General features: G+C 62.5%; 22 protein-coding genes and 1 tRNA gene. 14 read left to right on the top strand and 9 right to left on the bottom strand.

What is annotated here, in order from left to right; translation table 11 throughout:
* Positions 1-27 precede the first annotated feature (27 nt).
* From iolD to phnN, 7 genes are all read left to right on the top strand, one after another.
* The gene (iolD, locus tag NKI17_RS05930; protein ID WP_352826773.1) at positions 28-1872 is read left to right on the top strand and encodes a 3D-(3,5/4)-trihydroxycyclohexane-1,2-dione acylhydrolase (decyclizing); all 1845 of its coding nucleotides are present in this window, start codon (positions 28-30) and stop codon (positions 1870-1872) included.
* Positions 1873-1916: 44 nt separating this feature from the next.
* On the top strand, positions 1917-2834 hold the full coding sequence (gene iolE / locus NKI17_RS05925; RefSeq protein ID WP_352453010.1) for a myo-inosose-2 dehydratase: 918 nt from the start codon (positions 1917-1919) through the stop codon (positions 2832-2834).
* A gap of 27 nt (positions 2835-2861) precedes the next feature.
* Positions 2862-3080, top strand: coding sequence for a hypothetical protein (locus NKI17_RS05920; RefSeq protein WP_023677508.1), 219 nt, complete (start codon positions 2862-2864; stop codon positions 3078-3080).
* A gap of 2 nt (positions 3081-3082) precedes the next feature.
* A complete protein-coding gene (iolB, locus tag NKI17_RS05915) occupies positions 3083-3895 on the top strand; it encodes a 5-deoxy-glucuronate isomerase (protein WP_352844952.1) in 813 nt (270 codons plus the stop codon).
* Between the two features lie 148 nt (positions 3896-4043).
* Entirely contained in the window at positions 4044-4751 is a 708-nt protein-coding gene (locus tag NKI17_RS05910) for a DUF1045 domain-containing protein (RefSeq protein ID WP_352619339.1), read from the top strand.
* 79 nt (positions 4752-4830) lie between these two features.
* Entirely contained in the window at positions 4831-5970 is a 1140-nt protein-coding gene (locus NKI17_RS05905) for an alpha-D-ribose 1-methylphosphonate 5-triphosphate diphosphatase (RefSeq protein ID WP_352576376.1), read from the top strand.
* Complete coding sequence (gene phnN / locus NKI17_RS05900; protein WP_352455997.1) at positions 5967-6596, top strand: phosphonate metabolism protein/1,5-bisphosphokinase (PRPP-forming) PhnN; 630 nt, start codon at positions 5967-5969, stop codon at positions 6594-6596. Before NKI17_RS05905 ends, phnN begins: the two co-directional genes overlap by 4 nt.
* Before the next feature lie 91 nt (positions 6597-6687).
* Here the strand turns inward: phnN and NKI17_RS05895 are convergent, their stop codons facing one another.
* The 4 genes from NKI17_RS05895 to NKI17_RS05880 form a co-directional block, all read right to left on the bottom strand.
* Positions 6688-7218 carry a DUF2231 domain-containing protein gene (locus NKI17_RS05895; protein WP_352620738.1) on the bottom strand — a complete coding sequence of 177 codons (531 nt, stop codon included), beginning with the start codon at positions 7216-7218 and terminating at the stop codon, positions 6688-6690.
* A gap of 153 nt (positions 7219-7371) precedes the next feature.
* Positions 7372-8367 (bottom strand): ABC transporter permease, encoded by a 996-nt coding sequence (locus tag NKI17_RS05890; RefSeq protein WP_023677502.1) that lies wholly within the window; start codon positions 8365-8367, stop codon positions 7372-7374.
* 23 nt (positions 8368-8390) lie between these two features.
* Entirely contained in the window at positions 8391-9935 is a 1545-nt protein-coding gene (locus NKI17_RS05885) for a sugar ABC transporter ATP-binding protein (protein ID WP_352568572.1), read from the bottom strand.
* A 114-nt stretch (positions 9936-10049) separates the two neighbouring features.
* Positions 10050-11012 (bottom strand): sugar-binding protein, encoded by a 963-nt coding sequence (locus tag NKI17_RS05880; protein WP_023677500.1) that lies wholly within the window; start codon positions 11010-11012, stop codon positions 10050-10052.
* A gap of 456 nt (positions 11013-11468) precedes the next feature.
* On the opposite strand from NKI17_RS05880, the gene NKI17_RS05875 reads away from it, so the two are divergent.
* Together NKI17_RS05875 and NKI17_RS05870 are read left to right on the top strand one after the other, a co-directional pair.
* Positions 11469-12575, top strand: a complete 1107-nt coding sequence (locus NKI17_RS05875; RefSeq protein WP_352568509.1) for a LacI family DNA-binding transcriptional regulator — start codon at positions 11469-11471, stop codon at positions 12573-12575.
* A 69-nt stretch (positions 12576-12644) separates the two neighbouring features.
* On the top strand, positions 12645-13787 hold the full coding sequence (locus NKI17_RS05870; protein ID WP_352620611.1) for an alpha-hydroxy acid oxidase: 1143 nt from the start codon (positions 12645-12647) through the stop codon (positions 13785-13787).
* A gap of 46 nt (positions 13788-13833) precedes the next feature.
* Here NKI17_RS05870 and NKI17_RS05865 read toward each other — a convergent pair whose 3' ends face one another.
* From NKI17_RS05865 to NKI17_RS05850, 4 genes are all read right to left on the bottom strand, one after another.
* Complete coding sequence (locus NKI17_RS05865; protein WP_352701780.1) at positions 13834-14148, bottom strand: antibiotic biosynthesis monooxygenase family protein; 315 nt, start codon at positions 14146-14148, stop codon at positions 13834-13836.
* Between the two features lie 271 nt (positions 14149-14419).
* On the bottom strand, positions 14420-14689 hold the full coding sequence (locus NKI17_RS05860; RefSeq protein ID WP_352905515.1) for a hypothetical protein: 270 nt from the start codon (positions 14687-14689) through the stop codon (positions 14420-14422).
* Positions 14690-14797: 108 nt separating this feature from the next.
* Positions 14798-14874 (bottom strand) — tRNA-Arg (locus tag NKI17_RS05855).
* A gap of 325 nt (positions 14875-15199) precedes the next feature.
* Complete coding sequence (locus tag NKI17_RS05850) at positions 15200-16687, bottom strand: ATP-binding protein (protein WP_023677495.1); 1488 nt, start codon at positions 16685-16687, stop codon at positions 15200-15202.
* A 334-nt stretch (positions 16688-17021) separates the two neighbouring features.
* On the opposite strand from NKI17_RS05850, the gene rpmH reads away from it, so the two are divergent.
* The 5 genes from rpmH to yihA all read left to right on the top strand — a co-directional run bounded on the left by rpmH (position 17022) and on the right by yihA (position 20808).
* A complete protein-coding gene (gene rpmH, locus NKI17_RS05845) occupies positions 17022-17156 on the top strand; it encodes a 50S ribosomal protein L34 (RefSeq protein ID WP_008833937.1) in 135 nt (44 codons plus the stop codon).
* Between the two features lie 23 nt (positions 17157-17179).
* Positions 17180-17533 (top strand): ribonuclease P protein component, encoded by a 354-nt coding sequence (gene rnpA / locus NKI17_RS05840; RefSeq protein ID WP_023677494.1) that lies wholly within the window; start codon positions 17180-17182, stop codon positions 17531-17533.
* 13 nt (positions 17534-17546) lie between these two features.
* The gene (gene yidC, locus NKI17_RS05835; protein WP_023677493.1) at positions 17547-19370 is read left to right on the top strand and encodes a membrane protein insertase YidC; all 1824 of its coding nucleotides are present in this window, start codon (positions 17547-17549) and stop codon (positions 19368-19370) included.
* 143 nt (positions 19371-19513) lie between these two features.
* Positions 19514-20152 carry a CatB-related O-acetyltransferase gene (locus NKI17_RS05830; RefSeq protein WP_023677492.1) on the top strand — a complete coding sequence of 213 codons (639 nt, stop codon included), beginning with the start codon at positions 19514-19516 and terminating at the stop codon, positions 20150-20152.
* Complete coding sequence (yihA, locus tag NKI17_RS05825) at positions 20149-20808, top strand: ribosome biogenesis GTP-binding protein YihA/YsxC (RefSeq protein ID WP_031211985.1); 660 nt, start codon at positions 20149-20151, stop codon at positions 20806-20808. Before NKI17_RS05830 ends, yihA begins: the two co-directional genes overlap by 4 nt.
* 21 nt (positions 20809-20829) lie before the next feature.
* On the opposite strand, the gene NKI17_RS05820 is transcribed toward yihA, so the two are convergent.
* Positions 20830-21579 (bottom strand): TetR/AcrR family transcriptional regulator, encoded by a 750-nt coding sequence (locus tag NKI17_RS05820; protein ID WP_352620607.1) that lies wholly within the window; start codon positions 21577-21579, stop codon positions 20830-20832.
* Positions 21580-21637 lie beyond the last annotated feature (58 nt).

The raw sequence follows: 21637 nt of genomic DNA, 5'->3' as shown, positions 1-21637 counted from the left end.
CGGCATAAGGACTGCGGAGGAACCGACATGACCAAGACAATCCGCCTGACGATGGCGCAGGCGCTGACCCGCTTTCTTGCTCGACAGATGACCGAGATGGACGGGAGGAAAGTGCCGATCTTCGGCGGCGTCTGGGCGATCTTCGGCCACGGCAATGTCGCCGGCGTCGGCGAGGCGCTCTACCAGGTTGGCGACGAACTGCCGACCTTCCGTGCCCATAACGAGCAGGCAATGGCGCATGCGGCGATCGCCTACGCCAAGGCCAATTTCCGCCGTCGCTTCATGGCCGCGACCAGTTCGATCGGCCCCGGCGCGCTCAACATGGTGACCGCTGCGGCACTTGCGCATGTAAACAGGTTGCCTGTCCTGTTTCTGCCCGGCGACGTCTTCGCCAATCGCATTCCCGATCCCGTCCTGCAGCAGGCCGAGGATTTTTCCGACGGCACGGCGACGGTCAATGACTGCCTCCGCCCGGTGTCGCGCTATTTCGACCGCATCACGCGGCCGGAGCAGATCATGCCGGCGCTCAACCGCGCCATGCAGGTGCTGACCGATCCCGCCGAATGCGGCCCGGTGACGCTGGCGCTGTGCCAGGACGTGCAGGCCGAGGCCTATGACTACCCCGAGAGTTTCTTTGCCGAGCGACTCTGGACGCCGCGACGGCAGCGCCCGGACCGCAACGAACTGGCGGCCGCAGTCGCGGTACTCAAAGCGGCGAAAAAGCCGCTGGTGATCGCGGGCGGCGGCGTACTCTATTCGCAGGCATCCGAGGAGTTGGCAAAACTGGTGCAAGGCGCCGGCGTTCCAGTTTGTGAGACGCAAGGCGGCAAATCCTCGCTCCCGGACGATCATCCGTTGAACATGGGCGCGGTCGGCGTTACCGGCACTTCGGCGGCCAACAGGCTGGCCGAAGAGGCCGACGTCGTGCTTGCCGTCGGCACCAGACTGCAGGATTTCACCACCGGCTCCTGGGCATTGTTCAAGCATGCCGGCAGGACCATCATCGGGCTCAACGTGCAGCCTTTTGACGCCGGAAAGCACCAGGCGCTGCCGCTGGTCGCCGATGCGGCGGAAGGGCTCGCCGAACTCGCTGCGGCGCTGAAAGGCTGGAAAGCCCCTTCAGGCTGGACCGACAATGCGATCACGGGCAAGAAGAACTGGCAAGCGGATGCCGACAAGGTGACGGCGTCGACCAATGCCGCCTATCCGTCCGACGCGCAAGTGATCGGCGCAGTACAGCGCGCCATGGGCTCCGGCGTGGTACTGCTTCATGCCGCCGGCGGCTTGCCCGGCGAATTGCACAAGCTATGGCAGGCGGGCGCGCCCGGCTCCTATCACGCAGAATACGGCTTCTCGACAATGGGCTACGAAATCGCCGGCGGGCTTGGCGTCAAGATGGCCAAGCCGGACGAAGAGGTCGTGGTGATGATCGGCGACGGCTCTTACCTGATGCTCAATTCCGAGATCGCGACCTCGGTGATGCTCGGCCTCAAGCTGACCATCGTGCTGCTCGACAACCGCGGCTATGGCTGCATCAACCGGTTGCAGATGGCGACCGGCGGCGCCAACTTCAACAATCTGCTGAAGGACGCCCGTCACGAAACCTTGCCCGAGATCGACTTCGCCGCGCATGCTGCGAGCATGGGTGCGATTGCCGAAAAAGTGCCATCGATCGCCGGGCTGGAAACGGCGCTGGCGCAAGCGAAGAAGAACACGCGAACGACCGTGCTGGTCATCGACACCGACCCGCTGGTTTCGACCGAGGCCGGTGGAAGCTGGTGGGATGTCGCAGTGCCGGAAGTCTCGGCACGGCCGCAAGTGAATGCGGCGCGCAAGAAATATGAGGAAGCGCTGAGCGGGCGGGTTCTTTAGCCATCCGCGAACGCGCCTCGAATGTCTGAAACTGGAGCGACGACTTGAAAGCCAAACTGGGCATGTCCCCCATTGCATGGTGGAACGACGATCTTGCCGAACTCAGCGATGATGTGTCGCTGGAGGAGTGCCTGCGCCAGTCGCGCTCGGCTGGCTTTACCGGAATGGAAATGGGCCGCCGCTTTCCCAACGATCCGCAAATCATGCTGCCGATCCTGAAAGAGGCCGACGTGACGCTTTGCGGCGGCTGGTTCTCGGGGACGCTGGTCGACGAAGACATGGCGAAGAACAAGGATCGTATCCAGCCGATGATCGATCTGTTCAAGGCGGTGAACGCGCCATGCATCGTCTATGGTGAAGTCGGCCGCTCCATCCAGGGCGACCGCTCGAAGCCGCTCGCCAGCAAGCCCAGGCTTTCGGACGAGGAAATGAAAGCCTACGCCCGGCGGCTCACGCAGTTCGGCGAATGGTGTGCAGAGCAAGGCATGCCGCTCTCCTACCATCATCATATGGCGGCAGTAGTTGAGACCGAGCCAGAGCTAGATGCCTTCATGCGCTATTCGGGAGAAGGCATTCCATTGCTGCTCGACGCGGGTCACCTGGCCTTTGCCGGCGGCGATGTGCTGCGCGCTATTGATAACCACCACCCGCGCATCAACCATGTGCATGTGAAAGATGTGCGCATGGAGGTGATCGCGGGACTGGATCGCGAGAAGCAATCGTTCCTCGACGCGGTGGCACTTGGCGCCTTCACCGTGCCGGGAGATGGCTCGCTGGATTTTGGCGCCATCGTCCAGAGGCTCGCCGACCATGGCTATGAAGGCTGGTTCGTGGTCGAGGCCGAGCAGGATCCGAAGAAGAACCCGCCGCTCAAGATGGCGCAGGTCGGCTACAAGGAATTGATGCGGGCTATGACGGCGGCCGGCTATACGGTGGAGACACAGGGCTTTCCCAATGCTTGAGAGTTCGCAAGGAAAGGTGTTGATCCGATGAAAGACTCCGAGCACCCGTTTTTCCGGCCGCTGTGGCGGCGCGTCGCCGTTGTCGCGGTCTGCCTGGTCTGGTCGGTGATCGAATTCGCCACCGGCACGCCGTTCTGGGGCGTGATCGCGCTCGGCTTCGCCGGCTATGCCGTCTGGCAGTTTTTCTACCTCTACAAGCCGGCTGACGAGGACGAGCCATCGGCAGACGCCAAACCGAAGGAATGACCATGTCGAAACTGCTCGTCATAGCCAATAAGGGCCACGGCCGCATCGCCCATGTGACGCCGCAAAGCGCCGGCTGGACCTATGTCGGCTTCGATCTGCATCGGCTCAGGCCCGGCGAGAGCGCTTCCGGGCAAACCGCGGATCGTGAGGTCTGCCTGGTGTTCGTCACCGGCAAGGGCAAGGCCAAGGCCGGCGGCAAGGATCTCGGCTTACTCGGCGAACGCATGTCGCCCTTCGACGGCAAACCTTGGTCGGTCTATGTGCCGCAGGGCTCGGAGTGGTCGGTGAGCGCCGATACCGATCTCGAACTTGCCGTCTGCTCGGCGCCGGGACTGGGCGGCGGTCTGCCGGTCCGTGTCATCGGGCCCGACGATCTCGGCCAGGAGGTTCGCGGCAAAAGCACCAACACGCGCTATGTCACCAACATCCTGCCGGAGGGCAAGCCGGCCGATTCCTTGCTGGTGGTTGAGGTCATCACACCCGGCGGCCACACATCGAGCTATCCGCCGCACAAGCACGACCAGGACAATCTGCCGGCTGAATCCTATCTCGAGGAGACCTATTACCACCGTCTCAACCCGCCACAGGGCTTTGCTTTCCAGCGCGTCTACACCGATGCCGACGAGAACGGTGCTCGTTCGCTCGACGAGACGATGGCGATCGAGGACGGCGACGTCGTGCTGGTCCCCAAGGGTTATCACCCCTGCGCAGCCTGCCACGGCTATGATCTCTATTATCTCAACGTCATGGCCGGACCGAAGCGGACGTGGAAATTCCATAACGCGCCCGAGCACGAATGGCTGATGAAGGCCTAACCACTTCCCCTTCGCCCCAACCGCTGGTCCAAGCGAAAAATCGTCGGCTAACGACCCGGCTGTGTGGTTTTGTTACCGAAAACGCCGCAAAGCTTCGTCAATTCGTCATGGAAATCACCTATGGCAGCGGGGCTGACGAGGACTTTCGATGCGCTACGCGATCTATTTCACCCCCCGACAAGACGAACCGCTGGCACGTATCGCCGCCAACTGGCTCGGCCGCGACCCATTCGGTGCCGCCACAAAGCCGGTCGAGGCTGCGGGCGAGTTGTCGGCGGCAGAAGTTGCCTTCCATACCGCCTCGGCACGCCGCTATGGCTTTCATGCGACACTGAAGGCGCCCTTCAGACTGGCCTCCAACGAGACGGAAACGTCGCTTCGTGCAGCACTCGACGATTTTGCCGAGGCGACGCCGGTGGTTACGATCCCGCGCCTCATCGTCAGCCAGATCGACGGCTTCTTCGCGCTGTTGCCGGAAGCACCGCTGCCGGCGCTCAACCGCTTCGCCGACGACGTGGTGCGCGACTTCGACCGCTTCCGCGCGCCGTTGACGGAAGCCGAGATCGAACGGCGCAGCCCCGATTCGCTGAAGCCCGACGAGTTCCGCAATCTCTGCCAGTGGGGCTATCCCTATGTCTTCGAGACGTTTCGCTTCCATATGACGCTGTCCGGCCGGGTGTCGTCACAGGAAAGCCCTCGTCTTCGCCTAGCAATCGACAGCCTGTTTGCGGACGTGCTGCAACGGCCGGTGGCGGTGGACGCGCTGACGCTGTTTGTGGAAACTGAACCGGGCGCACCGTTCATGGTGCTGTCCCATCACGCGCTCGGGCGCCGCCCGGCCAGAAGAACTGCCTAAATGACTATTTGCTTTAACCGCATGGTGCGAAGCCAATTCATTTTCAATTGGCTGCAAAATGCTGCAAGGACTGCCTGAAATGACCGCCGAGACCGTTCTTGACAATGCCCGCATCGTGCTCGCCGACCAGATCGTCGAAGGGTCGATCGTGCTGCGCGATGGGGTGATCGCCGCCATCGATCCCGGCGCTGGCCGCAGCGGCGAGGACATGGGCGGCGACTTCATCATCCCTGGCCTGGTCGAGCTCCACACCGATCATCTCGAAGGCCATTACGCGCCACGGCCGAAAGTGCGCTGGAACCCGATCGCCGCGGTGCTCGCCCATGACGCGCAGGTGGCGACCGCCGGCATCACCACCGTGCTCGACGCCTTGCGTGTCGGCATGGACGAGGATGCCGACCTGACGGCCGCCGACATACGCAAGCTGGCCGACGCGATCGAGGACAGCGTGCAGCAGGACCGGCTCAGGGCCGACCATTTCCTCCATCTGCGTTGCGAGGTTTCGGCGCCGGACTGCCTCACGGCCTTCGCCAATTTCGACGGCGACGAGCGGGTCAGGCTGGCGTCGCTGATGGACCATGCGCCCGGACAGCGCCAGTTCGTCAATTTGGAAACCTACGCCTATTACTACCAGCGCAAGCTGAAGCTGACCGATCGCGATTTCCAGAAATTCTGCGAAAAGCGGATGGCGGAATCGGCGAGGAATTCGAGCCCGAACCGCAGCTTCATCGCCGCTGCCTGCCAAGAGCGCGGCATCGTGCTCGCCAGCCATGACGACGCAACCGTCGGCCATGTCGACGAAGCGATCGAGCAAGGTGTGCGCGTCGCCGAGTTCCCGACCACTGAGGAGGCGGCGCGGGCTTCAAAAGAGGCAGGGCTCGGCGTATTGATGGGCGCGCCGAACGTCATGCGCGGCGCGTCGCATTCGGGCAATGTCTCGGCCCGCACGCTGGCCGGCGATGGCCTGCTCGATATCCTGTCGTCGGACTACATTCCGTTCAGTCTGATCCAGTCAGCCTTCTTCCTCGGCGACGTGGTCGAGGGCATTTCCTTGCCACAGGCGGTGGCGATGGTCTCGAAGAATCCGGCCGAGGCGGTCGGCCTCACCGATCGCGGTGTCATCGAGCCCGGCCGGCGCGCCGATCTGGTTCGCGTGCGCGTCGACGACCATGTCCCGGTCGTCCGCACGGTCTGGCGGCAGGGACGCCGAGTCGCATGATGGTGTCGGCATCGGTCGAGCGTGAATTGTCCGCTACGGGATTTCCGATCCGGGACGGTGTCTTCGTCGCCGTCGTCGGGCCGAGCGGTGCCGGCAAGGACACGGTGATCGGCTATGCGCGCGCCGTGTTTGCCGACGAGAGCCGGCTGGAGTTCGTGCGCCGGGTGATCACCCGGCCGAGCGATGCGGCCACCGAGGATCACGATACGCTAGCCGATGCTGCCTTCGTCGAGGCCGAAGCGGATGGCGCCTTCGCCATTTCCTGGGAGGCGCATGGCCTGCGCTACGGCATCCCGGCCGAAGTCGACTGGTCAGTCTCCAACGGCCGTGTCGCGATCGCCAACGTCTCGCGCGCGATCATCCCGGCGCTGCGGGAGCGCTACGCCAATCTGGCTATCGTCGAGATCACGGCTACACCGGAGATCCTGGCCGAGCGGCTGGCATTGCGCGGTCGCGAGTCGCGCGGCGAAGTGCTGGCACGGCTGGCGCGCAGTGCCAATGTGGCGCTGTCCGGACCGGGTGTCACCTCGATCGACAATAGCGGCCCTCGTGAAGCCGCCGGCGAGCGCTTCGCCGAGGTGCTGCGCAAGGCCATGGCCTTCTCCGACATGTCGGGCCTTATCTAAAGTAGCGCCCATCCGATGCATTCGGTATGGGCGCTACTTGTCTAACCGATATCTTTTTGGAAACCGGTATCCACTTTTCGGGATTATGGCCTCATGCGGCGTGCCGGTCCCGACCAGCGTGACGAGTATCCGTGGCAGTGGTTGTCGAAGGCTTCGCTGGCGCATCCGCTGGTGTATCCAGAACTGCAACGTGGTGCCGATACACCATCTCCCAGCCCTTCCAGCCGGTGAACAGCAGTATGCAGACCACTATGAACGACAAGAGCGCACCCCATGGGCGGACCGCGGCTTCGGCGCCTTGCGCATAGCGAAGGTAGAAATTGATCAGTGCCACAATGACCGCGGTCAAGTTGCCCAGCATGTGGTACCAGGCGTCGGACAAGGCGCGAATGCGCGGCTCGTTGAGGAAGTCGATAAAACCGGCTGTCGCAGCGAGAAGGGCCATTACTATGGCTGCCCCGATCAGCCACATCGATGCTCGTGCCCAGAAGGCATCGGCAGTCCCCCAGAAAACCAGGTCGGTGACAAACGCACCGACAAGAAACGCGACAGGAAAAGGTATCAGCATCGGGTGGAGGGGGTGAGTTCCTACTTTGGCGGTACTAACTGGATTCGTGGGCATGGAACGCCTCCGCGCAGCAAAGCTTAAATAAACGCTCAGATACGGGTTTCGTTCCAAATAGAGACCGACCTGAACTGCTGTCGCGAAGCTCCGGCTGACTCTTTCACGCCACCTGCCATGGCAGTCGGCGTATTTCATCCAGCTATTTTTGCGTCACTCAGCGGCAGCACCCGCCACGCCCTTGCGTGTGGCTTCCAGCATCCGCCGCCGCGCCCTGAACACGCCCCATTGCTGGTCGACCAGCACGCCGATGAGGATCACCCCGCCCATGACGGCGAAGTTGAGCGAGGACGGGATGCCGAGCAGGTTGACGAGGTTCTGCAGCTCCTGCAGCAGCACGGTGCCGAGCAGGACGCCGATCAGCGAGCCTTCGCCGCCACGCAGCGAGAAGCCGCCGAGCACCGCGGCCGCGATGGCATAGAGCTCGTAGAACTGGCCGTGGCTCGCCGGCGAGATCGAGCGTGTGTACATGGCGAAATAGATAGCTGACAGCGCCGTCAGCACGCCGCAGATGACATAGGCGGCCATGACGATGCGGCCGGTGCGGATGCCGGAATATTTTGCCGCTTCCTCGTTCTTGCCGATGGCATAGAGATAGCGCCCGAACACCGACCGGTGCAGCACCACCCACATGACGACGGCGATGACGATCAGTGCGATGAAGCTGTTCGGCACGCCCCAGGACCGCCCCGCCGTCAGGAACTCGAGTTCCGGGAAGTTCTGTCCGAAGGCAAAGCCGGCGGTGCCGTCGGCGGTGTAGAAGCGCGCCACGCCGCGATAGATCAACAGGCCGCACAAAGTCACCACGAAAGGCTGCAATTTGAGCCGGGTGATCAGCCAGCCATGCGCCAGCCCGATGATGCCGCCGAGCACCAGGATCAGCGGCAGGGCGACCGGCCAGGCCATGCCGCGCGTGGCGATGAAGTCGATGAACAGCACGCCGAGCAGCGCAACCACCGAGCCGACCGACAATTCGATGCCACCGGTGATGATGACGAAGGCTTGGCCAATCGACAGGATGCCGAACAACCCGATCAGGTTCGAGGTGTTGGCGAGATTGATCGGCAGCAGGAAGCGTGGGTTGATGATCGCCACCACCGCGCCGACCACCAGGATCAGGATCAGCAGGCCGAGATCTTTCTTGCTCATCGTCTTCTCCCAATGCCTGCGAACTACTTCGGCTGCTTGCCGACCGCCAGCAGCAGCACGTTTTCCTGGCTGAACCGGTCCTTGTCGAGAATGCCGGAGATCTGGCCTTCATGCATGACGGCGATACGGTCGGAAACGCCGATCACCTCCTCCATGTCGCTGGAGATCATCAGCACGGCGACGCCGGCATCGGCCAACGCCCGCATCAGCCCGTAGATCTCGGCCTTGGCGCCGATGTCGATGCCGCGGGTCGGCTCGTCGAGGATCATCACCTTCGGCTTCATCGCCAGCCATTTGGCCAGCACGACCTTTTGCTGGTTGCCGCCCGACAGCGTGCCGGTGCGCGTCTGGACGGAGGGCGCCCTGATGCCGAGATTGGTCTTCTGCTTCTCGGCGGTGGCGGATTCCGCGCCGGCCGAGACCAGCGAGCGCCGCGAATGCGCCGGCAGATTGGGCAGCGAGATGTTCTGGGCAATCGACAGGTCGAGCAGGATGCCGGTCAGCTTGCGATCCTCGGGGACGAGGAAAATACCGTTGGCCACTGCGTCCGCAGCCGAACCTAGAACCAGATCTTTTCCGTCAAGCTGGAACGAGCCGCCAAAGCTCTTGTCGATGCCGAACAGGACGCGCGCCAGCTCCGTCCGGCCGGAGCCGACGAGACCGGCGAGGCCGAGGATCTCGCCATGCCTGACATCGAGGTCGACGGGCCGGTCGGGATAGGCAGCGGTGCGAATGGCCTTGACCGACAGCGCGACAGAGCCCGGCGGGCGCGCCGATTCCGCGGCCTTCTCGCGCTCCTTCAGCATGCGGCCGATCATCAGCTTGACCATCTGGTCGTGATTGATGGCGCTCTTCGGCAAGGTTCCGGCGAGCATGCCGTCCCTGAGCACGACGACGCGGTCGGCGACGCGCTCGACCTCGTGCAGGCGGTGCGAGATGAAAATGACGCTGATGCCGTCTGCCTTCAGCGCCTTGATGACACCGAGCAGCTTGTCGGTTTCGGCGATCGGCAGGCTCGATGTCGGTTCGTCGAGGATGACCAGCCGCGCCTTGATCGACAGCGCCTTGGCGATCTCGACCATTTGCTGCTGGGCCAGCGACAGCGCCGACACCGGAGTATCGGCCGAGAAATTGGCGCCCACGCGTTTGAGCAGCGGCGCCGCCAGCGCTCGCAGCCTGGCGCGGTCGACCAGCCTGAACGGGCCGGCGCGCAGCGGTTCGCGGCCGAAGAAGATATTGGCGGCGACGTCGAGGTTCTCGAACAGGTTGAGTTCCTGGTGGACGAAGGCGATGCCCGAACCGATGCTGGCCTCGACGGTCAGACTGTCATGGGCGACCCCATCGACGGTGATGGTGCCGGTGTCCGGCCGGGTCACGCCGCCGAGGATCTTCATCAGCGTCGATTTGCCGGCGCCGTTTTCGCCGACCAGGCCGATGACCTCGCCGGGCCTGACCTCGATCGAGAACCCGTCCAGCGCGACAACGCCGGGATAGGTCTTGCGCACGCCGTCGAGGCTCAGGAACGGAGCGGCCGTGGATGCAACGATGGATGGATCGGAATAATTCATCACGCCTGACAGCAGCCGGTGAGCCGTTTTGGCCTCAGACTGACGGGCCTTGCGAGGCGCGTCAATAGAATCGCCGGCTCAGGGCGAACCCTTGAGCCGGCGCAACTTATTCGCTCAGTTTCCCGACATCGCCTTGAGGTTGGCGGCGTAGGCGTCGACATCGTCCTTGCCGATGATCTTGGTCGGCACGATGATCAGGCCATCGGCGGGAACGCCCGACTTGTCGCCCTCGAGATAGGCGGCCATCAGCTTCATGCCCTGATAGGCCCATTCGAAAGGCTGCTGTACGACGGTGGCGGCGACGGTGCCTTCCTTGACGCCGCCCAGCGTGATCGGATCGTCGTCGAAGCCGACGACGGTGATCTGGCCGAGCTTGCCGGCATCGCGCAGCGCTTCATAGATGCGCGGCGTGTTGTAGGAGTAGAAGCCGACCATGCAGGTGACGTCGGGGCTGGCGACCAGCGCGTCCTCGACGTTCTTCTTGGCGCGGGCCTGGTCGATGTCGTCGCCACGCACGTCGACCAATTCGATCTTGGTGCCGGCGAGGCCGTCCTTCATGCCCTGGATGCGTTCCTTGGCATTGTCGGCGCCGAGCAGGCCAACGAAGCCGAGGCACTTGCCGCCGTCGGGCATTGCCTTCTTGGCGATCTCTGCCGCCTGCTTGCCGGCATCGACATTGGAAGAGCCGATATAGGCGACACGCTTGGTCTGCGGTGCGTCGCTGTCAGTGGTGAACAACGCCGTTTCCGAGGCGATCTTGTTCAGCCCGTCGGTCGACGTCTTGGGATCGACGGCCGAGACCATGATCGCCTTAACACCGGCCGTCACCAGATCGTCCATAAGGCGCTGCTGGATGGCGACCGAGGACTGCTCCGGATATTTGAGTTCGAGATTGTAATTGGGCAGTTCGCCTTGAGCCTTCTTGACGCCGGCTTCGGCAGCCTTCCAGAAATCGGAAGCGCCGTTGACGACGAAGGCCAGTGTCGGCTTGTCGTCGGCCCGCGCAATTGCGCTGACGGACAGGCCGAGCAGCAGGGCCGCAGCGGCGACGGACGCATTTCGTATCGCAGATTTCATATTCAACCTCCCATTTGACTCAGTAATTTCGCTGATGATGAACGTGCCGGCGCGGCTTGGACGCCCTCCTCCTCAGGGTTTCGGCAGCGAAGAACGACGCCATTCCAGCCGCGATCGTCGACTTTAGAGACTCATTCGTCGTTCGTAAATAGTCCGATTTGTCTGACATTTCCTCGAAACGGCAGGCGAGCTCCGGCTGACGGGAACCGTCCGACACCAGGTTGGCTCGCGTTCCGAACACGCGCGGTCCGATGTCGTCCGGGCATGATGGATTGACGTTATAGGGATGCCAGATATTAGTAAAGAGTATTAGTTGATCGGGATACTCGCCACAAACGAGAGAGGCCTCCCCAGTCACAACCGTTTTGGATTGGCGACTAAATCGTCTAAGAGGGTCGATTATATCTATTAGTGGCGCTTTGCCTTATAAATGCGAAAATTCGAGGGACTAACGCCATGAACGAACCACTTCGGGATGCGGTCCTTCAGGGTACCAGACGGCGCAAGCCGTCCGGGAAAAACCCCAAGGGCCGCGTCACCATGACCGACATCGCCAGGGCCGCAGGCTGTTCGCAGGCGACGGTCTCGTTCGTCCTCAACAACACGCCAGGCATCAGGCTGTCGCAGCAAACCCGAGAGCGAGTGATTGAGACCGCACGAACGCTGGGCTATTCGCCGCCCGTGTTTTCTGCCTTGCGAGCCCCTGTTGCCGCATTCGGCGGGCTGGATGGCGTGATCGGCTTCGCAGTCGACCAACTTGCGACCAGCCCGGAGGCGGTCGTCGCCATTGAAGGGGCGCGGCAAGCCTCATGGAACGCCGGCAATGTGCTTTTGGTGGCGCAGACCATGGGCGACGAGGTGATGGAGCCTCGCGCCATCGCGGCGCTGACCAAGCGGGGCATTTCGGCGCTGATCTACATGACCATCTTCACCCGCGAGATCGTCGCGCCGGACCATCTCTACGGCCTCGACATTCCGGTCATCCTGCTCAACTGCTACACTGCCGACTATGCCTTCCCCGCCGTGGTGCCGAGCGAGATCGCCGGCGGCCAGAGCTCCACCCGGCACCTGATCAGCCATGGCCACCGGCGTATCGCCACCATTACCGGCGAGCCCTGGATGCAGGCGGCGCAGGACCGGCTGAAGGGCTACCGCCGGGCGCTGGCGACGGCCGACATCCCGTTCGACCCGGCGCTGGTCGTCGAAGGCGATTGGTCGGCGAGCGCCGGCTATGCCGCGACCGTCAAGCTGTTGGCGTTGAAGGACCGGCCGACCGCCATCTTCTGCCAGAACGACCGCACCGCGATCGGCTGCTACGAGGCGCTGAAGGAGGCCGGCCTGCACATCCCCCGGGATATTTCGGTGATCGGTTATGACGACGAGGAGATCGCGCGGCATCTGTTCCCGCCGCTGACGACGTCGATCCTGCCGCATATGGCGATGGGACAATGGGCGATCGAGCAGCTCGAAGTCCCCGCTGCTCCCGGTCGTGGCCGCTATCCCATCACCAAGCTCGAATGCCCGCTGGTGGAGCGGGAGTCGGTTGGCGCTCTGGCGGGCTGAGGCGAGAGCGCCGGCGATCGACAATGGCACAGGCTTGACATCGGGCCCGGCATATACCCGATTGATTTCATGAGATTGCAAAGCTGCTACAATTTTCAGGACTTCCGCCGGCTGGCAAAACAGCGCCTGCCAGGTCCGATCTTCAATTATATCGATGGCGGCGCGGACGACGAGACGACGCTGCGGCGCAACACGGCGGCGTTTGAGGACTGCGATCTCGTCCCCAACGTCCTTGCCGGCGTCGGACAGGTCGACATGTCGGTCACCGTCATGGGCCAGAAGCTGGCGATGCCGGTCTATTGCTCGCCGACGGCTCTCCAGCGACTGTTTCACCATAGCGGCGAGCGCGCCGTCGCCGCGGCGGCGGAGAAGTTCGGCACGATGTTCGGCGTCTCTTCGCTCGGCACGGTCAGCCTGGAGGAAGTCCGCAAGCACAGGACGCCGCAGGTCTATCAGTTCTATTTCCACAGGGATCGCGGCCTGAACCGCGCCATGATGGAGCGCGCCAAGATGTCCGGCGTCGAGGTGATGATGCTGACGGTCGACAGCGTCACCGGCGGAAACCGCGAGCGTGACCTGCGGACCGGCTTTTCCATCCCCTTTCGGCTTACGCCCGGCGGCATGATGCAGTTCGCGATCAAGCCGAGATGGGCTATCGACTATTTGACGCACGAAAAGTTCAGCCTGCCCCAGTTGGACGGCCATATCGATCTCGGTGGCGGAGCGCTTTCCATCAGCCGCTATTTCACCGAGATCCTCGATCCATCGCTGGATTGGAAGGACGTCGAAGACATGGTCCGCTTCTGGAACGGCCAGTTTTGCCTGAAGGGGATCATGAGCGTCGCCGATGCCAGAAAGGCGGTCGACATCGGCTGCACCGGTATCGTTCTGTCAAATCATGGCGGCAGACAGCTGGACGGCTCGCGCAGCCCCTTCGACCAACTGTCGGAGATTGCCGACGCGGTGGGCGACAAGATAGACGTGATCATCGACAGCGGCGTCCAGCGCGGCACGCATGTGCTGAAGGCCCTGTCGTTGGGCGCCAAGGCCGTCGGCGTCGGGCGCTACTATCTCTTCCCGCTGGCAGCCGCCGGACAGGCCGGCGTCGAACGGGCGCTCGGCCTGATGCGAACCGAGATCGAACGCGACATGCGGCTGATGGGATGCAGGTCGGTGGCAGAGCTTTCCAGGGGGAATGTGCGGTTTAGGTAATAGAGCCGGGAAGTGGCGCACGGCATAAGCTTTTCGAAGTGCGAAACTATACCGACCTGCCGCTGCTCCTGCCGTCCGTTTCGAAGACAGCCTCGCCGGAAACAGCATCCGTATATCCGCCCTCAAGCTGCTGCAACGTATGGCGGAACCGATCAAGATTGCCCAGCATTTTGTGCCTGGCATCGACCATGTGCTGAAAAGTGTCCCACTCTCCAATCGAGAAGAAGGCGCCATCTCCCGATTTGATGAGAGCCATTTTTCGCAATCCCTCGAAATTGCGCGGAGCGCTGCTGAACAGTTCGACGAATTCGTCTTCACTACCCGGCTTGACCCGGAAGCGGACGCTGTTGAATGCCGTCATGTACGTTCCCCCGTGAAAGAACTGAAAACCTCGAATATGCGAGGCCCTAACGCACCTCGAACCCTTCGAACAGGTGTACAGGAAAATCGGAAGGTTGGCTTCAGTCACCTCTGGCCGAAAGCCCCGTTTCTGGCGCTATTTTGCCAGGAAGAGGACGACGCTCGATCTCAATCGGTACGCCCTTCCGACCGGCAATGAAACGCGCTGTTAACGCCGTTCGCGGGTGACAGGATGTTGGCCGCAGTTCGAAGGTATAATCTGCGTCTCGCTGTCAGTTGCGGAGGCGAAAATGAATTTGCTTCGGATTGCGCTCTTGTGCACGGCCATGATCGACGTTGGAATGCCGGCCGTTCGCGCTGAGGATCGGCCTGTGCCGCAGAACAATAAAGCCGCAACAACGCAGCCGCCCGTTCATTGTGAAGGCCAAAATTGTCTCCCGCCGGCGAAAGATCCCGTGCAGGAATGCACTGGCCAGGATTGCACGCCAGGCCCGCCGACTGAACCGGGCCCGGAGATTAAGCAGGCCGACTGAGCCCAGCATTAGCTGACGATCCCCTTTTTGGCATGGATGGCGCTCAGCCCTCGCGACTTTCCGGCCACCGGTGGTAGATTCTGTTACTTATGTTCCCGGGGGTAGGCATGAGTTTATTGGCGCGCCCGAAGAGATTCGAACTCCTGACCCCCAGATTCGTAGTCTGGTGCTCTATCCAGCTGAGCTACGGGCGCGCAACAGGCCATGCTTTGCATAGCCCCGCGATCCGATCCTGGCGACCGGCCGCGAATGTGAGCTGTTCCCTAGCGACTGAATTTGCGAAAAGCAAGCCGATCCTGGCCAAAAGTTTTGCCGTCATGTTTTGCCGTCATGCGCCGGCCGGCGAAGGCAAGATCGCGTCACGCGGCGGCCGAGCCGATAGGTCGTCGTCTTGGATCAGTCATTTGCCAATCGGAACGGCCCGTAACGAAAGACGCCGTTGCACGGCGGCCGAGCTGATGGCTCGTAGCCTCGGACCAACCATTTGCGAATTGAAACGGTCCGTAACGAAACGGTTCGTTACGCCGGGCGGCGCAGTCCGTTGCGGGCCTGGTCGAGCCGGACCGGCTGGTCGGGAATGGTGACCGCGAATGTGGTGCGGCCGCCGATGCTTTCGACCAGCTCCACCGTGCCGCCATGGGCGCGGATCAATTCATGGGCGATCGCCAGGCCAAGGCCGGTGCCGCCGCTGCGGGCCGAGCCGCGAAATGCCGCGAACAGGTTTTCTCTCGCCTTTGGCGGCAGGCCGGGGCCGGTGTCGGTGACGACGATGCGGCTGACGCTGCCGATGCGCTCGGCCGATATGGTCAAGCGGCGCACCACGGCGCTCTCGGTGTCGGCCGCCATCGCCTGCACGGCGTTGCGGCTAAGATTGGTGAGCACGCGGAACAGCTGGTCGGAATCGGCGTCGACCTCAAGCACCGGATCGACGGCGTTGACGAATTCGATGCCGCATTCGATGTCGAGCAGGCCCTGGACGTCCTCGACCAGCTGGCGCAGCCGCAGCCTGCGGCGCGACGGCGGCGGCTCCTGGGTGCGGCCATAGGCCAGCACGCCCTCCGAGTAGGACACCGCACGGTCGAGCGCGCGCAGCAGTTTTGGTGCGAAGGCCTGCACGGTCGGGTCCTTGACCTGGCGCAGGCGGTCCGACATCAGTTGCGCCGAGGCGAGGATGTTGCGCATGTCGTGGTTGATCTTCGACACGGCCAGGCCGAGATCGGCCAGGTGCTTCTGCTCGGTCAGCATCTTCTGCAGCCGCTCCTGCATCTGCGACAGCTCGCGTTCGGCGACGCCGATCTCGTCGGCCCGGGCGGCGGGGTGAATGATGCGACCGGGATCGTCGGGCGCCTCGGAAAAGGACAGCATCGAGCGTGTCATCGTCCTGATCGGGCCGATCATGATCAGGTCTATCGCGGCGTAGACCAGCATGGCGGTGAACAGCGAGATCAGCAGCGAGACGAAGGCGACGTTGCGCGAATAGATCAGCATGGCATTGCGCAGGCGGTGGTCGGGCATGATCAGCTCGAATTCTTTGTCGCTGTCGCCGACCGGCCCGAAAACGCGCAGCATCCGCTTGCCGCCGAAAAACAGCGTGTCCAGCGCGCCGGTCATACCCTTGATCATGCCGACATTGGCGATATCGATATGCTCGTCGACCTGCGGCGGCATTTCGGCCACGACCAGAAGCCGCGAGACGCCGCCGTCGCGCACGGCGATCGCCTTGGCGCCGATCGCCATCAGTACGTCGTTCTGGGCGGCACGCGACAGCGAGGCAGGTTCGCCCTGCACCAGGACGATGGAAACCGCGGCGGCGGTGCTCAGCCTCTCCTTCAGCCAACTCAGCCTGTAGCTGGCGATCCAGGGCACGAAGATGAGGATTTCGGCCAAGAGCACGAAGACGATGGTGAGCAGCAGCAACTTGGTCGACAGGCCGCGCGCCAGCGGCACCCTGCGGGTGGCCGCCTTCGCCTGGGCGATGCTTTCGTCGGTTGCTGGGACTTCACTCATGCTCGTCGTCACGGCTGCCTGTCATCACGGCTGCTTGTCTTAGGGACTGCTCGTCTTCACGATCGCTTGATCGGGTGAGATTAGGCGATTGCGGCTTTTTTGCCAAATTCATCCTTGGTCGAAGCCGGACAAAGGGCCGCAAGACTTCGATGCCGGTCCGACAATGCCGGCCCGACACGCTGGATTGACTTCCAAAACCCTTCTTTCTATAAGCCCGCTCACGCTCGGGCCATTCGTCCCGGCGCGGTTTCGATCGCGCCAAAACCGGCCCGGCAAAGCTCCTGTTACAAAGTGACAGAATCAAGAAGGGCCGCACCCCGCGGTATTTAAACAAATGAAGCGTACTTACCAGCCGTCCAAACTCGTTCGCAAACGCAGGCACGGTTTCCGCGCCCGCATGGCCACCAAAGGTGGCCGCGGCGTCGTCGCAGCCCGCCGCAACCGCGGCCGCAAGCGTCTCAGCGCCTGAGCACCAAGCGAGAGACAAGATCGTTGCCCGCAACCGGCAAGCCAACGGGTCCCCATCCCAAGCGGCTTCTGAAGCGCGCGGAATTCCTGGCCGTCCGCCGTGGCGAAAAGCGCCGCGGGCGGCTTTTCCTCGTCGAGGTCCTGGGCCGCGGCGACAGCGAGGCGCCGCGCGTCGGCTATACGGTCACCAGGAAGGTCGGCAACGCCGTCGTTCGCAACCGCATCCGGCGGCGGCTGAGAGAGGCCGTGCGCACGCATGCCGCGGATGACATGGTGCCCGGCAATGATTATGTCATCGTCGGGCGCGAAGACGTGCTTACGACTCCGTTCGGCCAGTTGAAGGCCGAACTCTCCCGCAGATTGCGTGGAACACGATAGGCCAAGGGCTTCGATGGAAAACAACCGCAACTTCTTCATCACCATCGCACTGTCGGTGCTGATCCTGGCGCTTTGGCAATATTTCTATGTGATGCCGCGCAGCGAGATGCAGCGCGAAGCCGCCCGCATCGAAGAGCAGCGCGTGGCGGAGCAGAAGAAGGCCGCCCAAGGCACCAGCCCGGGCGCCACCGAAACACCGGTGCAGCCCGGCGCCATTCCGAGCGCGCCTGGCGGCGACGCTGTGACGCCCGCCGGCCGCGACCAGGCGATTGCCTCGACCAGCCGCGTCAAGATCGACACGCCGAGCCTCGAAGGCTCGATCAACCTCACCGGTGCGCGCCTCGACGACCTCCGGCTCAAGCATTACAGGGAGACGGTCGACAAGACTTCGCCCGAGATCGCGTTGCTCAACCCGGCGTCCCTGCCGAACGGCTATTTCGCCGAGATCGGCTTTTCCGGCACGCCGGATGTGGGCAGGCTGCCCGGCCCCGACACGGTCTGGCAGACCGACGGCAATGCGACGCTGACGCCGGCGACGCCAGTGACGCTCACCTTCACCAACGACAAGGGCCTGACCTTCAAGCGCACCTTCTCTGTCGACAGCCAATATATGTTCACCGTGTCCGACACGGTCCAGAATGGGGGCTCGGCACCCGCGACGTTGTCGAACTATGGCCGCGTTACCCGTTTCGACAAGCCGGCTATCGCCAGCACTTATGTGCTGCACGAAGGCCTGATCGGTGTTACCGGCAGCGAAGGCCTGCAAGAGTACAAATACTCCAAGGTCGAATCGGACAAGGAATACAAGCCAGGCAAGTCGACCGACGGCTGGCTAGGCATCACCGATAAATATTGGGCGGTGACCCTGGTGCCGCCTGCCGGCCGCGAATTTCAGCCCAAATTCTCTTATTTCGAGTTCAAGAGCGGGCCCCACCCGCACAGCTACCAGTCCGATTTCCTGTCCGATCCGGTCACGATCGCTCCCGGGCAATCGACGACCGTGGAATCGGAGATATTCGCCGGCGCCAAGGAAGTTTCGACGATCAACGCCTATGAAAAGGACCGTCATATCCGCCAGTTCGACCTTCTGATCGACTGGGGCTGGTTCTATTTCATCACCAAGCCGATGTTCTGGCTGATCGACACGCTTTACAAATTCTTCGGCAATTTCGGTCTGGCGATCCTCGCCACCACCGTCATCATCAAGGCGCTGTTCTTCCCGCTCGCCAACAAGTCCTATGCGTCGATGGCTAACATGAAGAAGGTGCAGCCCAAGATGCTCGAGATCCGCGAGAAATACGCGGACGACAAGATGAAGCAGCAGCAGGCGATGATGGAGCTCTACAAGACCGAGAAGATCAATCCGCTCGCCGGCTGCTGGCCGGTGGCATTGCAGATCCCGGTGTTCTTCTCGCTCTACAAGGTGCTCTACATCACCATCGAGATGCGGCACGCGCCGTTCTTCGGCTGGATCCAGGATCTGGCGGCGCCGGACCCGACATCGATTTTCAACCTGTTCGGGCTGATCCCCGTTACCTTGCCGCACATGCTGATGATCGGCGTCTGGCCGCTGATCATGGGCGTGACGATGTTCCTGCAGATGCGCATGAACCCGACGCCGCCGGACCCGACGCAGGCGGCGATCTTCACGTGGATGCCCGTGATCTTCACCTTCATGATGGCGGGTTTTCCGGCCGGCCTCGTCATCTACTGGGCCTGGAACAACACGCTGTCGATCCTGCAGCAGGGCGTGATCATGAAGCGGCAAGGCGCCAAGATCGAATTGTGGGACAATCTGGTCGCGCTGTTCCGCAAGAAACCGTCGCCGGCGGAATAGCCGGCGCTCCGATAGTGCGAAACCAGAAAGCCCCGGCTCGTCCGGGGCTTTTTGCACAAGCTGCCCGCCTGGATTAAGCGATTGGTACTGCCGGACGGATCGCGCTATTTTGACCTGGCTGGCAGTTGCCGACGGAGCTCGATATGACCGGACCCAATCCATCGATCAAGCATCCGATCCCGTTGCACACGCGCGTCGGCTTTCTGAAGCCGCTGGTGACGGCGCCGAATATCGAGATCGGCGACTTCACCTATTATGACGACCCTGACGGACCCGACAAATTCGCCGAAAAATGCGTGCTGCATCATTATCCGTTCATCGGCGACAGGCTGATCATCGGCAAGTTCTGCGCCATTGCCGAAGGCGCGCGCTTCATCATGAACGGCGCCAATCACGCCATGTCCGGCTTTTCGACCTATCCGTTCAACATCTTTGGTCACGGCTGGGAGGAAGGCTTCGACCCGGCGACATGGTCGAAGGAGGTGCGTGGCGACACAATCGTCGGCAACGACGTCTGGATCGGCATGGAAGCGGTGATGCTGCCGGGCGTGAAAATCGGCGACGGCGCTATCGTCGCGGCAAAGTCGGTGGTGACGCACGATGTGCCAGCCTATGCGATTGTCGCCGGTAATCCGGCCAAGGTGGTGAAGATGCGCTTCGACGACAGGACCATCCGGCGGCTGCTGGCGCTAGCGTGGTGGCACTGGCCGGTGGAAAAGATCAGCCGCAATCTCGATGCCATTCGTGGCAGCAACATTTTTCTTCTGGAGGCAGCGGTTTGAACGCGTTGAACAAGACCACGATCGGCATCGAATTGTTCACGCGAGCCTGGATCTTCATCCGCGGCGTGCCGGCGATGAAATTCCTGCCGCCGGAGGGTCCACCCGAGATCGCCTTTGCCGGCCGCTCCAATGTCGGCAAATCGTCGCTGATCAACGCGCTGGTCAACCAAAAGGGGCTGGCGCGCACCTCCAACACGCCGGGCCGCACGCAAGAGCTCAACTATTTCGTGCCTGGCGGATTTTCGGGAGAAGGCGCCGATCTGCCGCCGATGGCGCTGGTCGACATGCCAGGCTATGGCTACGCCACGGCACCGAAGGAAAAGGTCGACGAGTGGACGAAGCTCGTGTTCGACTATCTCAAGGGCCGGGTGACGCTGAAGCGCGTCTACGTGCTGATCGATGCCCGCCATGGCATCAAGGCCAAGGACGACGAGGTGCTGTCGCTGCTCGACAAGGCGGCGGTGTCGTATCAGATCGTGCTGACCAAGACCGACAAGATCAAGGCGGCGGGGGTACCGCGGCTGATCGAGGAAACGCTCCAGAAGATCAAGAAACGCCCGGCGGCATTTCCCTTCGTGCTCGCCACGTCGTCGGAAAAGAGCGAGGGCCTCGAGGGATTGCGTGCGGCGATCGTGCTCGCCGCCAATGGCGGATAGGCCACCGACCCTGGCAGCCTGTCAGGCGGGGCTGGAGACCCGTTCCTGCTCTGCAAGCTGTTCGGTGCCGTAGGCCTTCAGGAACACATCGACGCCCGACCTGACGATGTGTTCGATCTCGGCCGCACTTGGCGCCTTGGTGCGATAGGCGAAAATGCACTGGCGGAAAAGACCGGCCAGGCACAGCTCGGTGAACTGATAGGCGGCAAGCTCGACGTCGTCGATCTTCAGCAGGCCGCGTTCGATAGCCATGTTGAGGAAAACGACGACCCTGTCATGGCCACGCTTCGGGCCGCGTTCGTAGAACCGGGCACCAAGCTCCGGGATGCGTTCCGACGCGCCGATCACCGTCCGCTGCGCTAGGATGACCCTCGCCGAAGTGATCTTCATGGACAGCACGATGCCGAACTTCACCAGCGTCTGGCGAAGGTCGCCAATCTGGTCGAGCACTTCGTACATGTTCTTGAAAATCGTGCCGCGCTCTTCCTCGATCAGCGCTTCGAACAGCTCTTCCTTGTTGGCGAAGTAGACATAGATGGTGCCCTTGGACACGCCGGCCTCGCGCGTAATGTCGTTCATCGACGCGGCTTCGAAGCCCTTGTCGATGAAGACACGGCGCGCACCGTCGATGATCTGGCTGCGCTTAACCGGGTCTTGCCCCGCGGCCGGGCGGCCGCGCGGCAGACTGTCCAGCAGATCGCACTGCTCCTTGCCGGCGCTGGACAATGGGCCTGAATCAGGCAAAGGAGCGGCCTTGGGGGCTTCGGCCATAATGTCACACCTCGTAAAATAATTCGAACCATCCGGTTCGATTGCTCTTGATATGGTC

Origin of the sequence: Mesorhizobium sp. M0816 (genome assembly GCF_040320005.1) — a bacterium.
Lineage (GTDB): Bacteria > Pseudomonadota > Alphaproteobacteria > Rhizobiales > Rhizobiaceae > Mesorhizobium.
The sequence above is the reverse complement of the archived record's forward strand: the minus strand, read 5'-3'. Positions and strand labels throughout refer to the sequence as shown.